General features: G+C 73.1%; 17 protein-coding genes. 9 read left to right on the top strand and 8 right to left on the bottom strand.

Annotated features, from left to right (window positions below):
- Positions 1-36: 36 nt before the first annotated feature.
- From WBK31_RS14055 to WBK31_RS14030, 6 genes are all read left to right on the top strand, one after another.
- On the top strand, positions 37-210 hold the full coding sequence (locus WBK31_RS14055) for a hypothetical protein (RefSeq protein WP_364050452.1): 174 nt from the start codon (positions 37-39) through the stop codon (positions 208-210).
- Positions 211-285: 75 nt separating this feature from the next.
- Positions 286-1,179, top strand: coding sequence for an aminoglycoside phosphotransferase family protein (locus WBK31_RS14050; RefSeq protein WP_364050449.1), 894 nt, complete (start codon positions 286-288; stop codon positions 1,177-1,179).
- 79 nt (positions 1,180-1,258) lie between these two features.
- Positions 1,259-1,834: a GNAT family N-acetyltransferase gene (locus tag WBK31_RS14045; protein WP_378789230.1), complete on the top strand. Its 576-nt coding sequence runs from the start codon at positions 1,259-1,261 to the stop codon at positions 1,832-1,834.
- A 112-nt stretch (positions 1,835-1,946) separates the two neighbouring features.
- Positions 1,947-2,075: a hypothetical protein gene (locus WBK31_RS14040; protein ID WP_378789232.1), complete on the top strand. Its 129-nt coding sequence runs from the start codon at positions 1,947-1,949 to the stop codon at positions 2,073-2,075.
- A 72-nt stretch (positions 2,076-2,147) separates the two neighbouring features.
- Positions 2,148-2,339, top strand: coding sequence for a hypothetical protein (locus WBK31_RS14035; protein WP_378789233.1), 192 nt, complete (start codon positions 2,148-2,150; stop codon positions 2,337-2,339).
- A 20-nt stretch (positions 2,340-2,359) separates the two neighbouring features.
- Positions 2,360-2,755 (top strand): hypothetical protein, encoded by a 396-nt coding sequence (locus WBK31_RS14030; protein ID WP_378789235.1) that lies wholly within the window; start codon positions 2,360-2,362, stop codon positions 2,753-2,755.
- Positions 2,756-2,799: 44 nt separating this feature from the next.
- Here the strand turns inward: WBK31_RS14030 and WBK31_RS14025 are convergent, their stop codons facing one another.
- Positions 2,800-3,165, bottom strand: a complete 366-nt coding sequence (locus WBK31_RS14025) for a nuclear transport factor 2 family protein (protein ID WP_364050441.1) — start codon at positions 3,163-3,165, stop codon at positions 2,800-2,802.
- Positions 3,166-3,266: 101 nt separating this feature from the next.
- Here WBK31_RS14025 and WBK31_RS14020 point away from each other — a divergent pair, with 101 nt between their 5' ends.
- Complete coding sequence (locus WBK31_RS14020; RefSeq protein ID WP_406674976.1) at positions 3,267-4,166, top strand: LysR family transcriptional regulator; 900 nt, start codon at positions 3,267-3,269, stop codon at positions 4,164-4,166.
- A gap of 199 nt (positions 4,167-4,365) precedes the next feature.
- Here the strand turns inward: WBK31_RS14020 and WBK31_RS14015 are convergent, their stop codons facing one another.
- From WBK31_RS14015 to WBK31_RS14000, 4 genes are all read right to left on the bottom strand, one after another.
- Positions 4,366-5,388: a zinc-dependent alcohol dehydrogenase family protein gene (locus tag WBK31_RS14015; RefSeq protein ID WP_378789239.1), complete on the bottom strand. Its 1,023-nt coding sequence runs from the start codon at positions 5,386-5,388 to the stop codon at positions 4,366-4,368.
- Positions 5,389-5,559: 171 nt separating this feature from the next.
- Entirely contained in the window at positions 5,560-6,276 is a 717-nt protein-coding gene (locus WBK31_RS14010) for a VOC family protein (protein ID WP_378789240.1), read from the bottom strand.
- Between the two features lie 307 nt (positions 6,277-6,583).
- The gene (locus WBK31_RS14005; protein ID WP_406674975.1) at positions 6,584-7,951 is read right to left on the bottom strand and encodes an APC family permease; all 1,368 of its coding nucleotides are present in this window, start codon (positions 7,949-7,951) and stop codon (positions 6,584-6,586) included.
- Between the two features lie 2 nt (positions 7,952-7,953).
- The gene (locus WBK31_RS14000; RefSeq protein ID WP_364050426.1) at positions 7,954-8,832 is read right to left on the bottom strand and encodes a carbon-nitrogen hydrolase family protein; all 879 of its coding nucleotides are present in this window, start codon (positions 8,830-8,832) and stop codon (positions 7,954-7,956) included.
- 88 nt (positions 8,833-8,920) lie between these two features.
- Between WBK31_RS14000 and WBK31_RS13995 the strand changes: the two genes are divergently transcribed.
- Positions 8,921-9,640: a GntR family transcriptional regulator gene (locus WBK31_RS13995; protein WP_364050423.1), complete on the top strand. Its 720-nt coding sequence runs from the start codon at positions 8,921-8,923 to the stop codon at positions 9,638-9,640.
- Positions 9,641-9,707: 67 nt separating this feature from the next.
- Here WBK31_RS13995 and WBK31_RS13990 read toward each other — a convergent pair whose 3' ends face one another.
- Genes WBK31_RS13990 through WBK31_RS13980 form a run of 3 tightly spaced genes read right to left on the bottom strand, consistent with a single transcriptional unit; the run spans position 9,708 to position 12,546 of the window.
- Positions 9,708-10,892: a PQQ-dependent sugar dehydrogenase gene (locus WBK31_RS13990; protein ID WP_364050420.1), complete on the bottom strand. Its 1,185-nt coding sequence runs from the start codon at positions 10,890-10,892 to the stop codon at positions 9,708-9,710.
- Positions 10,889-11,776: an SDR family oxidoreductase gene (locus WBK31_RS13985; protein WP_406674974.1), complete on the bottom strand. Its 888-nt coding sequence runs from the start codon at positions 11,774-11,776 to the stop codon at positions 10,889-10,891. Before WBK31_RS13985 ends, WBK31_RS13990 begins: the two co-directional genes overlap by 4 nt.
- A gap of 32 nt (positions 11,777-11,808) precedes the next feature.
- The gene (locus tag WBK31_RS13980) at positions 11,809-12,546 is read right to left on the bottom strand and encodes an SDR family oxidoreductase (RefSeq protein ID WP_364050414.1); all 738 of its coding nucleotides are present in this window, start codon (positions 12,544-12,546) and stop codon (positions 11,809-11,811) included.
- Positions 12,547-12,636: 90 nt separating this feature from the next.
- Between WBK31_RS13980 and WBK31_RS13975 the strand changes: the two genes are divergently transcribed.
- Entirely contained in the window at positions 12,637-13,242 is a 606-nt protein-coding gene (locus WBK31_RS13975) for a TetR/AcrR family transcriptional regulator C-terminal ligand-binding domain-containing protein (RefSeq protein ID WP_364050411.1), read from the top strand.
- Positions 13,243-13,379 lie beyond the last annotated feature (137 nt).

The following is a 13,379-nucleotide window of genomic DNA, read 5'->3' as shown; positions in this document are numbered from 1 at the left end:
CTGACCGTTACGTCATCCAACCCCCGGGAGACCCCCATGCTCACACCCATCGCCCCCACTCCCTCCGGCCGCAAGGGGGCGCGGGTGCTCTGCTCAGGCGACCGGTACGACCTCACCGGAGCCGCCCATGCGTGGAACGAGTTCGGCGAGGACGACCTGGGCATCACCTATCGCTGCGACGTCTGCGGCGTGACCGACGTCGGTCCCTGACCGCACTCGGACGGAAAGCCGGTAAAAGGATTTGCGGACGGCCACCGGCCTCCGGCAACGTTGCCCAGCGTGAAAATGCACGCCGACCAACTGACGATCTCGCCGGAGACCGTGCGCACGCTGGTGAACGAGCAGTTCCCCCAGTGGCGCGACCTGCCCGTCAGGATGCTCGACGCCCAGGGCACGGTCAACGCCATCGTCCGCATCGGCGACCGGCTCGCCGCCAGGTTCCCGCTGCAGCCCGGCGAGCCCGAGGCGGTGCGCCGCACGCTGGAGGCGGAGGCGCGAGCGGCCGGCGAGCTGGCGGCGGCCACCCGCTTTCCCGTGCCCGAGCCCGTCGCGCTCGGCGAACCGGGAGCGGGCTACCCGCTGCCGTGGTCGGTGCAGACCTGGCTGCCCGGCACCGTCGCCACCGACGACGACCCGGGCGAGTCGTACGCGTTCGCCCGCGACCTGGCCGGCCTCATCGGCGACGTCCGCGCCATCGACACCCGCGGCCGCACGTTCTCCGGCCGGGGCAGGGGCGGCGACCTGCGCTCCCACGACGAGTGGATGGAGACCTGCTTCCGCAGCAGCGAGCGCCTGCTGGACGTGCCCCGCCTGCGCCGGATCTGGGCGGAGCTGCGCGAGCTGCCGCGCGAGGCGCCCGACGTGATGAACCACGGCGACCTCATCCCCGGCAACGTGCTCGTCGCGGACGGGCGGCTGGCGGGCGTGCTCGACACCGGCGGGCTGTGCGCCGCCGACCCCGCGCTCGACCTCGTGAGCGCCTGGCACCTGCTGGAGGCAGGGCCGCGCAAGGAGCTGCGAGCCGCCCTGGGCAGCGACGACCTCGAATGGGAGCGCGGCAAGGCGTGGGCGTTCCAGCAGGCGATGGGATTGGTCTGGTACTACGTCGAGAGCAACCCGCCGATGAGCCTCATAGGGCGGCGCACCCTGGAACGCATCCTCGCCGACTCACCTGCGTGACGACCGATGCACGGGCCTGACCCGCCCGGTCAGAGAAAACCGGGTGCTTCGCCCCCTGGCCGCCCGCCAGAATGCGGACATGTCCCAAGCGAAGTTGCGTACCGACCGGATCGACCTCGTCCCCCTCGCCGACGAGCACCTTGAACACGAGATCGAGCTCGACTCCGACCCCGAGGTCATGCGTTACCTCACCGGCCGCGCCCGCACCCGCGAGGAGGTCGAGGAGGCACACCGGCAGCGCCTGGCCGTCGCCGAGCGCGTCCCCGGGCTCGGCTTCTGGGCGGGCTTCGTGAACGGCGGCTTCGTCGGCTGGTGGATCCTCGAGCCGCCGCACCGCCCCGACCAGGGCCCCGTCGAAGGTCAGGCCGAGCTGGGCTACCGGCTGCTGCGCCGCCACTGGCGGCAGGGCCTGGCCAGCGAGGGCGCCCGTGAGCTGCTGCGGCACGGCTTCGAAGACCTCGGTCTCAACCGCGTCTTCGCCGAGACGATGGCGGTCAACACCGCCTCCCGCGCCACGATGGCCTCCGTCGGCATGACGTACGTCCGCACGTTCCACATGGACTGGCCGGAGCCGCTGCCGGGCAGCGAGCAGGGCGAGGTCGAGTACGCCATCACCCGCGAAGAGTGGCTCGCCCGCCACCCCGCCCGCGCCTGATCGGTGGTTGCCGTACCTCACGGGGTGGGCGGGATCCAGGAGCAGGTGCACGCCCTCCTCGACGGTGAGGCTGCTGTAGGGCGGGGTGAGGGCGGCGAGCGTGTCGTCGTCGATGACGCGCCCGCCGAACCGCATCACCACCTCGCCCCGGCGGATCCGCTCGACCGCGAACAGGCCCGTCCCCTCGATCGGCGACGCGCGCGGCACCGCGGCCGGGGTCAGCCAGCAGCCGGGCTCGTAGGTGCGGCTCGTCACGTGGGCATCCCTCCTCAGCGGAGTCCCATGAGTACCCGCTTGATCGTAGGGTGTTGAGGTGAGTACAGCCCGAGCATCCTGGCGCAACACCACCCACGACTGGGCGATCGACATCGACCACGCCCACCTCGCCCGCATCCGCGAGAACCCCGCCGAATTCGCGCCCGGCGGGGTCCTGCACCTGATCCTCGAAGTCCTCGCCCACCCCGCCGACGAGGCGGCGTCCGCCGGCGGGGGCACTGCACGGTGACCCTCCACCCCGACGGATCCGTGGCGGTCGCCGACAACGGGCGCGGCACCGACACCCGCTTCGACGAGCACGGCCGTCCCGTGAAGAAGCCGGTGATGGCCACGAAGGACCTGCGCTTCTTCGACGACCCGGCCGCGCAGACCCTCCCCGACGGGCATCCGCGCCGGGGCATGTCCGTCGTCGCCGCGCTCAGCGACTGGCTGGTCCACACCAACCGCCGGGTGAACGGGTCGTGGACGCAGCGGTACGAGCGCGGTGTACCCGTCACCGGCCTGGAGCCCGTGCCCGATGACGGCACGACCGGCACCACCGTTCACTTCCGGCCCATCGCCGATCTCGCCCCCTTGACCGTTGATGTGGGGCGTTTTGCCGATGCGTGGCCGGGGCTGACCATCGCGACCGCCTTTACATCGTAGATCAACTGATCGGCCTGGCCGCGACGGAGCCCCTGGGCGGCCGGTCAGGACTCCCGCTTGACCGGCACGAACTCCGGCTGGTCGAGCACTCGCAGCCAGCTCCCGTCCGGCTGGCGGCGGACGACCTGGGCTCGGGCCCCCGCCCCGTCCTTGGGCGGAGTCGAGGTGAGCGCGATGTCACCGCTGATCAACGTCGGCAGCGGCTCCTCGGGCTCGAAGTGCGGCCGGTTGGCCAGCACCTTCTCCCACAGCCGCCGAATCGCCTCCCGCCCCCTGGTCTGGCTGCCCGGCGGGTAAGCGAGGACGGCGTCCTCCTCATAGAGCGCGGCGACCCCGGCGGCGTCGCCGGCGTTGGAGCGCTCCACGAACAGGCGGGTGATGTCCTCGGGCCGCATGGCCTTCTCGTACATGTATGTCCTTCCGCATGAAACTCTCGGCTTTCCTCCAGGGTGGCACCGGACCGTTCGAGAAGTCCAACAGCTAGTTCTGATGAGAACTAGAATCAGTACTTATGGAACTGCGGCAGCTCGAATACTTCGTCGCCGTCGCCGAGGAGCGGAACTTCACCCGCGCGGCCGAGCGGGTGCACATCAGCCAGTCCGGCGTCAGCGCCCAGATCAGGCAGCTCGAACGCGAGCTCGGCGCGGAGCTGTTCGACCGTTCGGGGCGTACGGCCACGCTCACCGTCGCCGGCAAGGCCGCGCTCGACCACGCCCGCGCCGCGCTCGCCGCCGCCAACGCCGTCGAGCAGGCGGTCGGCGAGGTCGCCCACCTCATCAAGGGCCGGCTCGTCGTCGGCATGGTCAACGGGTGCACGATCACCCCGCTGTTCGACGCGCTGGCCGCCTTCCATCGGGCGCATCCCGGCGTGGAGATCTCGCTGCTGGAGGACAACTCCGACGTCCTCGCCGAGTCCGTACGCGCGGGCAGTGTCGATCTCGCGCTCGTCGGCACCGCCTCCCCCACCGCCCCCGACGGGCTGGCCGAGATGACGATCGTCAGCGAACGTCTCGTCGCCGCGGTCCCGCCCGCGCATCCCCTCACCGAGCTGGGACGGGTCACGCTGGCCGACGTGGCGGCGTACCCGATCGTGTGCATGCCGGAGGGGACGGGGCTGCGGCAGGCGTTCGACCAGGCGTGCGCGGCGCGCGGGTGCCGGCCCGCCATCGCGTTCCAGGCCACCGCCGCCGACGCCATCGCCGCCCTGGCCGGGCGCGGGCTCGGCGTCGGCGTGCTCAGCGAGTCGATGGTGGCGGACTACCAGGACCGGCTCACGTCCCGGGTCATCGACGACGCCGAGCAGATCGCCCGGCTCGCGCTGACCTGGAGGGATCCGTACGGGCCCGCCGTGCGCGCCTTCCTCACCCACGCCCGCCGCGCCTTCGCGCTCCCGGAGCAGGCCGCGAGCTGACCCGCGACGGCCTTCGGCCGGCGGGGAAGGCTTTGCCCCTTGCTGGGGGATTCCGCAGGTTGCCGTCGCTAGCGTGGGAAGGGTCTCACGCCGAGACGGCGCCTTCCGGGAAGCCGCCGCGGCCAGCGCCGATCCGGCACCTTCCGCAGGGCGGCCGGGCCGCTCGGCGGCGCGGGGCCGGCGCGGTTCGGGCTCCGAACTACGCCGTCGTCACGACGATCTTGCCGAACTGCGTGTTCGACTCCATGTGCTGATGCGCCTGCACGATCTGCTCCAGCGGGAACACCCGATCCACGACCGGCCGGAACGCTCGAGCGCGCAGCCCTGAGGTGATGAACGCGGCGGCGCGGCGCAGCCGTTCGGGATCCTCGGCGATTTCGAGCATCGTGTACGTGCGCATGTTGAGCGCCGGCATGCCGAGGTCGAACCCCGGGTACGGGGTCGGCTGCCCGCTGAGCGCGCCCCACAGGAACAGGGTGCCGCCGGGTGCCACGGCCCGCGCCAGGTCCACGACGCCGGGGCCGGCGACCGCGTCGAAGATGTACTCGGCGCCCTTGCCGCCGGTCAGCTCCAGCACGCGCGCGGTCACGTCCTCCTCGTCGGAGACGATCACCTCGGCGGCGCCCTCCTCGGCGAGCTGCCGGGCCTTGGCGCGGGTGCGGGTGACGGCAAGCGGCCGCGCGCCCAGCCGGTCCGCGGTGTGGATGGCGGCCAGTCCGACGCTGCTCGACGCCGCGTTCACCACCGCCACGTCCCCCGCTCTCATGCGGGCGACCTCGGCCATCGCGCCGTACGCGGTCAGGTACGGCATCCACACGGCTGCCCCGGAGACCGCGTCCACCTGCTCGGGGCGTGGCACGAGCGACCTGACGGGCACGATGGCCGCGTCGGCGTAGACGCCGTAATCGTTCTGGGAGAAGTTCGGCACGACGCTGACCCGCTGCCCCGGCTCGAACCCGGTCACGTCCGGCCCGACCGCCTCGATCACGCCGGCGGCCTCGTTGCCGAGCCTGGCGGGGAACCGCTTGACCGGCTCGATGTAGTGGCCGCTGCGGAACAGCGCCTCGGCCCGGTTGATGCCGATCGCCTCCACGCGCAGGCGTACCTCGCCGGGGCCCGGCTCGCCCGGATCCTCGTCCTCCAGCCGCATCACCTCGGGCCCGCCGAGCTCGTGAAAGCGCACCGTCCGCGCCATGCCATCCCCCATGTGTACGATCGCCATCGAACATTCGATGCCGATCTTACCCACATGGGTCCGCCACGCGCGCCACGCCACCCCGCGCCGGGTCACGCGCCCCGCATCACCGCGGGCCGCGCGTCACGCTCAGCCCTCGGCGGAGGGGCCGCCGGCCACGCGTCCGCCCAGCCGAACCCCCGCGAGGGCGCGGCCGCCTCACTGGGGCGGCAGTACGCAGAACTCGTTGCCGTCGGGGTCGGCGAGGAGCACCCAGGGGACATCGCCCTGGCCGATGTCGATGCGCTCGGCCCCGAGGGAGAGCAGCCGTTCGACCTCCGCCTCCAGCTCACCGCCGGCGGCCAGGTCGACGTGCAGACGATTCTTGCCCCGCTTGGGCGCGACGGGCGGGCCGCCCCAGGTGATCTTGGGGCCGCCGCGCGGGGAGCGGATCGCGGTCTCCTGGTTCTGGTCCCACACCAGCGGCCAGTCGAGGGCGGCGCTCCAGAAGTCGCCGGCCTCCTGGGAGCCGTCGCAGGCGAGCGCGCCGATGAAGCCGCACTCGGCGAGGAACTTGTTGCCGGGCTCGATGACGCAGAACTCGTTGCCCTCGGGGTCGGCGAGCACCACGTGCCCATCGTCGGGGGTCTGGCCGACGTCGATGTGCCGGCCGCCGAGCGCGAGGGCCCGCTCGACCGTGGCCTGCTGCTCGTCGAGCGAGGCGCTGGTCAGGTCGAAGTGCATCCGGTTCTGGCCGGTCTTGACGGCATCGGTCGGCTGGAACCTGATGCGGAAGCCGGTGTCGTCGGCGGGCAGCAGCGCGACGCCGCCGCGCGGGTCATCGACGCTCTCCCAGCGCAGCACGCCGGCCCAGAAGCGGGCCAGTGCGGCGGGGTCGAGTGCGTCCCAGCTGAGTGCGACGAGCTGTGCCGTCATCGCGGCGGCTCCCCTCTGCAGGTACGTGACCTGCCTGGCGCGGAAACGCCGCCACCCTAGCCCGCGCCCCGGCCGCGAGGCCAACGATTATCAACGCATGCAGACGCCGGCGGTCGAACACGCAGCAGCGGCAGCCACGTCGTCGCGCACGTTGCCGGTGCCGGGGATCCCGATCGGGCGCCGGCAGGCGGTGAGGGTGGCGAGCAGCAGGTCCTCGCGCTGGGGCCGGTGGCGGCAGAGGACGGGGCGGCTGGCGCCGGCCCGGGCGGCGACCCCGACGGACTGAAGGCCGCGCCGGCCCGCTGGTTCAGCCCGAGCTGACCGGCGCGGCCTGCGACTGCTCGGCGAAGTCCAGCTCGGGCGGCGGCACCCGGAACAGCCGGGTCAGGTAAGCGAGGTAGGCGGCGCCGGCGGCCAGCCAGATCAGCCCGAGCGTGATGGCGTGGCCGTCGAGCTGCGTGAGCAGGTACAGGTCGATGACCGCGCCGATCGCCGGGGCCGCCACGTACGCGAGCACGCCAGGCCGCCGCCCGGCCCGGCGCTCGCGGACGTAGAGGGCGATGACCGCGACGTTGACGAAGACGAAGGCGGTGAAGGCGCCGAAGTTGATGAACGACGTGGAGGTGGCCACGTCCATCCTGACCGCGATGAGCCCGACCAGGCCGGTGAGCAGGATGGAGAAGACGGGGGTGCGCAGGCGCGGGTGCAGGTAGCCGAAGACGCGGCGGGGCAGCACGGCGTCGCGGCCCATGGCGTACAGCAGGCGGGTGGTGCTGGCCTGCGCGGCGAGCCCGGACGTGAACTGGGCCACCACCAGCCCGGCCAGGAAGAACGCGCCGAACAGGCTGCCGCCGATGGTCCGCGCGATCTCCGAGGCCGCCGCGGAGGAGTCGGCGAACGCGCCGCCGGGGTGGACGAGCTGGGTGACGTAGGCGACGACGACGAAGATGCCGCCGCCGATGAGGGCGACCAGCAGGATGGCGCGCGGGATGGTACGGCGCGGCTCCACGGTCTCCTCGGTGAGCGTGGTGACGGCGTCGAAGCCGAGGAAGGAGTAGGCGGCGATGGCCGCGCCCGCGGCGACCGTCGTCACGCTCGCACCCTCACCGGTGAACGGCGTCAGGCTGAACAGCGACGCGGGCCCGTGCCCACTGACCAGGTGGCCCGCGGCCAGCAGCACGAAGAAGACCAGCACGAGGATCTGGAAGATCATGAGCAGCGAGTTGGCCCGGTCGGCGACCTTGATGCCGGCGAGGTTGAGCCCGGTGGTGAGCACGATGAACGCGACGATCCACACCGGCGTCGGCACCGCGGGGAACTGCTCGGCCAGGTAGGAGCCGCCGATCAGCCAGATGACCATGGGCAGGAAGAAGTAGTCCAGCAGCACGGCCCAGCCGACGAGGAATCCGGCGCGGGCGTCGATCGTGCGGCGGACGTAGGTGTAGGCCGAGCCGGCGACGGGGTAGGCGGCGGCCATGCGGCCGTAGCTGAGCGCGGTGAACAGCATCGCGACCAGCGCCAGCGCGTACGCCGACGGCGCCGCGCCCGAGGTGGTCTCGGCGACGACGCCGAAGATGCCGAGCACGATGAGCGGCGTCAGGTACGCCAGCCCGAACAGGACGACGGAGCGCAGGCCGAGCGTGCGCCGGAGCGTGGGGTGAGAGGTGGATGACATGGTCACTCCGGGGGTGTGCCAGCCGGCCTCCACCGGCCGGGGTCGATGCGCCCCTGGTAGAGGGGCAGCTCCAGGGGCGGGTCGGCGTCGGTGAACTGCGACCAGACGCGGTTGAGCCCGGCGGTGCCGTGGCGGCGGACGCGGGTGACGTCGTCCAGGTCGAGCACGTCGGTCAGGACGGTGACCGCCTCCCCCGCCTCGACCCGGACGCGGCCCTCGGGGTCGGCGATCAGGCTGCGGCCGGTGCCCGTGGGCGCGGCGGCGTTGACGGAGACGACGAAGACCTGGTTGACGATGGCGTTGGCGCGGGCCAGCACCAGCTCCTGCGCCCGGTCGGCGGTGGTGGTCAGCACCGGGTTGACGATCACCTCGGCGCCCATCCAGGCCAGATGCCTGGCCACCTCGGGGAACCAGGCGTCGTAGCAGATGGCCAGGCCGATGCGGCCGGTGCCGGGCAGGTCGCAGACGACGAAACGATCACCCGGCCGGTACGGCTCGTACGGCCGCCAAGGGAACACCTTGCGGTAGAAGGCCGCGAGCGTGCCGTCGGGGGCGAGCACCAGCGCGGTGTTGTGCAGCGCGCCGCCCTCGCCCCGCTCGCAGATCGTGCCGGGCAGCAGCCAGACGCCGAGGTCGCCGGCGAGCGCGGCCAGCTCCCTGACCAGGGGGCCGTCCAGCGGCTGCGCTGTGGCGGCCAGCTCGGCGTCGCGCTCGGCCGGGCGTACCCGGCTGCCGAACAGATGCAGCTCCGGGAAGATCACCATCCGCGTGCCGGGCAGGCTCGCCAGCACGTCCTCCACGTGCTCGGCGAACCGGGACACCGGCGTGCCGGCGGGCAGCGGCTCGCTCTGCGCGAGCGCGACCGGAAGTGGCCTGGGCATCGTCACCTGCCTTCTGACCAGCACGTACGCTGGCGATGCCCAAAAATAGCTCATATTGAGCTTTTTAAGCAACGTTACGGTGGTGGCCATGGACGCCCTGGACGCGCTCAACTCGGAGGCCCTGGAGGGGCTGCGGCGGCTCAGCGCGCTCGACACCGTGCGCGCCCGCATCGCCCTGGCCGTCGATCTGGGCCTGCTCAAGCCCGGCGAGCGCCTGCCCCCCACCGCCGACGTCGCCCGCGCGCTCGACGTCGGGGAGATCACCGTGCGGCGCGCGCTCACCGCGCTGTGCGAGGAAGGCGTCCTGGTACGCCGCAGGGGCCGCTCGGGCGGCACGATGGTGGCCGACGAGCCGGCGATCGGGAAGGTGGCCGAGACCGAGGCGTACCGGACGGCCGCCGCCGAGGTGCACCGGCTCATCGACCAGCGGCTGCTGCTGGAGTGCGGGCTGGCCCACCTGGCGGCCACCGCCGTCACCGCCGAGCGGCTGGCCGAGCTGAAGGCCCTGGTCGCCGAGATGGACCGGGCCTCGGGCTGGGCCGACTTCCACACCAGCGACGAACGCTTCCACCTCGCGCTCGCGGCGGCCTCGGGAGTGGAGTCGGCGGTCTCCCACTACGCGCCGGTACTGCGCCGCCTGTACCGCTACTACCTGCCCTACCCCCTCGATTACCTGCGCGAGTCGAACCGTGAGCACGCGGCGCTGGTGGCGGCGCTGGAGCAGGGCGATGCGGTGGAGGCGGTCCGCGTGGCGCGGGCCCACGTGGAGGTGCTGCACCGCACGATGTTCGTCGGCCTGATCCGCTGACCGCCGTCTCAGCGGCGTTCAGCGGCGGGGTGCGCGGGCCCGGCCGCGTGGCCCGCCGGCCGCCGTCTCAGCGGCGGCCTTCGCGGACCTCGACGCGCAGGATGCGGTCGTCGCCGGGGCGCGGGTCCGTGCCGCCCCAGGTGGCGCGGTCGGTGTTGGAGGTGACCAGCCACAGCGAGCCGTCGGGGGCGACCTCGACGGCACGGATGCGGCCGTAGTCGCCGTGGAAGTGGGCGACGGGGTCACCGGTGGCGGCGCCGCCCGCGACGGGGAGCTGCCAGAGCCGCTGCCCGCCCAGCGCCCCGATCCACAGCGAGCCCGCGGCGTGGGCGAGGCCGGAGGGGCTGGCGTCGTCGGGGTGCAGGGTGGCGATCGGCGGCACGCCGGTGGAGCCGTTGGTGCCCTCGGTCTCCGGCCAGCCGTAGTCGGCGCCCGCGCGCAGCACGTTCACCTCGTCCCAGGTGCGGTGGCCCAGCTCGGAGGCGTACGCGGTGCCGTCGGGCCCGAACGCGATGCCCTGCACGTTGCGGTGTCCGCTGGAGTAGATGGGCGAGTCGCCGGGGTTGTCCTCCGGCACGGACCCGTCGAGCGCGATGCGCAGGATCTTGCCGTTGAGCGAGTCGGGGGTGGCGGCGTTCTCCGGCTCGAACGCGTCGCCGGTCCCGATCCACAGGTGGCCGTCGGGGCCGATCACCAGGCGGCCGCCGTGGTGCCTGTCGGCGGTCTGGATGCCGTCGAGCAGCACCCGTTCCACGCTGACCCCGTCGTAGCCGGGTGCGATGGTGAGCGCGACGATGCGGTTGGCGTCCCGGCCGGAGACGGAGGCGTAGACGGTGCGGTCGGTGGCGAAGCGGGGCGAGGCGACGATGCCGAGCAGCCCGCCCTCCGAACCGGCGTGCACGTCCGGCACGACGCCGACCTCGCGCGCCGCGCCGCCCCCGGCCGGGATGCGCAGGATGCGGCCGCTGATGCGCTCCGAGACCAGCGCGGACCCGTCGGGCAGGAACGTCAGGCCCCACGGCGCCTGCAGGCCGGTGGTCAGCTCGACCGGCTCGCCGAGCGTGGCGACCGGGCCCGGCGACACGGTCACCTCCAGCCGGGACGCACTGGGCGTGGACGCCCGGGACGGGCCGGTCGCGGGTGCCCGGGCGTCCGCCTGGGACGGGCCGGGTGACGCTGGGGCGGGCGCCGCCGAGCAGGCGCCCGCCGTCAAGACCGCCAGCAGGGCCGCCGTCGCGGCGCGGGCTCTCATCGCTTGAGCTCCAGCGTCTCGGCGAACCCGAGCCGGCGCACGAACGCCTGCCTGGTCAGGTCGCTGAAGGCCATGACGTGCTCCACCCCTGCCTGGGCCGCGTCCACCACCGAGCGGAACGGCCGCTGGCCGACCGGCAGGGCGAGGATGCGGCGGATCTCATCGGCCACGTCCTGCGGGTCGGCGGTCGTGCCCGGCTCGAAGAGCTGCTCGTGGGCCTCGTGGGTGCGCTCGACCAGCGGGTCCAGCTCGGCGTACTGGGCGGTCACCCGGTCGTCGCTCGCCCGGGAGGCGTTGGCGAAGTGGTCGGTGCCCTGAGTGATCGGGCCGGGCATCACGATCGAGGTCTCGATGCCGAACTGCGACACCTCGTACGAGGTCACCACGGCCAGCGCGTCGAAGGCCGCCTTGGAGGCGACGTACGGGCCGAGGAACGGCGGGGTGCTGACCAGGCTGGTGCTGCCGACGTACACGAGGGTGCCGGCGCGGCGCTCGCGCAGGTGGGGCAGCGCCGCGCGGTTGACCCGGTGCGCCCCGATCGCGTTGACGTCGAACAGCCTCGCCACGTCGTCGCCGGTGAACGCCTCGGTGTAGCCGATGAACAGGTGGCCGGCGTTGTGCACGACGACGTCCAGCTCGCCCGCCTCCTCCAGGACGGTGCGGACGGCGGCGTCGGCGGACTCCTGCGAGGTGACGTCGAGCGCGACCACCCGCAGGTCGTGGCCCCGGTCCTTGGCCTGCGCGACCAGCTCGGCGGCTCTGGCGGCGTCGCGGCCCCCGGGGTCGCGCATGGTGGCGTAGACGGTGTGGCCGGCCGCGGCGAGCGTCTCGGCGGTGCGGCGGCCGATGCCGGTGGACGATCCGGTGATGAGAACGACGGACATGTGCTCGTGGCTCCTTTCGGGGCGCGCCGGGCTCAGGCGGCGCCGCCGTTGACGTAGATGACCTGGCCGTTCACCCAGCGGCCCGGTCCGGCGATGAAGGCGATGGCCTCGGCGATGTCGGCGGGCTCGCCGAGGCGGCCCATGGGGTTGAGCGAGGCGATGTGGTCGATGGTCTCCTGGCTCTTGCCGGCGAAGAACAGCGGCGTGGCGGTGGGGCCGGGCGCGACCGCGTTGACGGTGATGTCGCGTCCGCGCAGCTCGCGGGCGAGGATGAGCGTCATCGCCTCGACGGCGCCCTTGGACGCGGCGTACGCGCCGTACGTCGGGGCCTGCAGCCGGGTGAGCGAGGAGGACAGGTTGATGATCGCGCCGCCGGCGCGCAGGCGGCGGGCGGCGAGCCGGTCCACCACGAACGTGCCGCGCACGTTGACGCGCTGGATGCGGTCGAAGGTGTCGAGGTCGGTGTCGACGATGGGCGCGGTCGGCATGATACCGGCGCCGTGGACGACGACGTCGAGCCCGCCGAACTCGCGCTCGGCGAGGTCGAACACCGCGGTCATCGCGTGCTCGTCGGCCACGTCACCGCCCGCGATGACGGCCTGGCCGCCCGCGTCCCTGACGGCCTGCGCGACCTCCTCGGCGCGCTCCTTGCCGCCGGCGTAGTGGACGACGATCGCGTAGCCCTCGCGGGCCAGGCGCTCGGCGGTGGCCCTGCCGATGCCGCCGGAAGCGCCGGTGATCAGGGCGACACGCGGGGTGTCATCGGGCATGGTCGGTGCCCTCCAGTAAGATATGGACTATTCGTTCATTTCCAACCATACACAAAATATGAACATTCCGTCCATATGAGAGAGGTGCCGATGTCCGAGACCGCAGCCGTACGACGAGGCCGGGGCCGCCGGCCCGCCGCCGAGGTGCGCGCCGGCGCGCTGGAGGCCGCCGGGCGCATCCTGCTGCGCGACGGCATGCCGGCGGTCACGTTCGAGCGGGTCGCGACCGAGGCCGGCTGCAGCAAGACCACCCTCTACAAGTGGTGGCCGTCGCCTGGGGCGCTGGCCGCCGAGGCGTACTTCACCCACAGCAGGCAGCTGCTCGAGTTCCCCGACACCGGCGACATCCGCGCCGACCTGATCACGCAGCTCGAGGCGTTCGTCCGGTGGCTGAAGGAGTCCGGCGCGCAGGCACCCGTCTCGCAGCTCGTCGGCGCCGCCCAGCTCGACCCCGACCTCGCCGCCGCCTGGTCGCAGAGCTACGCCATCCCGCGCCGTGACCTCGCCGTCGAACGGCTGCGCATCGCCCAGCGCCAGGGGCAGCTCCGCGAGGACGCCGACCTGCACGTCATCGTCGACCAGTTGTGGGGCGCCTGCTACCACCGGCTGCTGGTGCTCAAGGTCGACTTCGACGCCTCGATCGCCGAGCGCCTGGTGGATCAGGCCCTCTACGGGGCGGCGCCGCGCGAGGCGTAGCAGCGCATGGCGCCGCCCCATGAAGCCGCCGCGCCGCGCGACGCGCCCCCGTAGAGCCGCCGCGCCGCGCGAGGCGCCCCGCCCCGGGCGGCAGGCGGCCTACGACGCATGGGCCGAGCCGGCCCCGGACGCGCGGA

The sequence above is a fragment of the Nonomuraea sp. N2-4H genome (genome assembly GCF_045291505.1).
GTDB lineage: Bacteria > Actinomycetota > Actinomycetes > Streptosporangiales > Streptosporangiaceae > Nonomuraea > Nonomuraea fastidiosa.
This window is presented reverse-complemented; position numbering and strand designations above follow the sequence as displayed.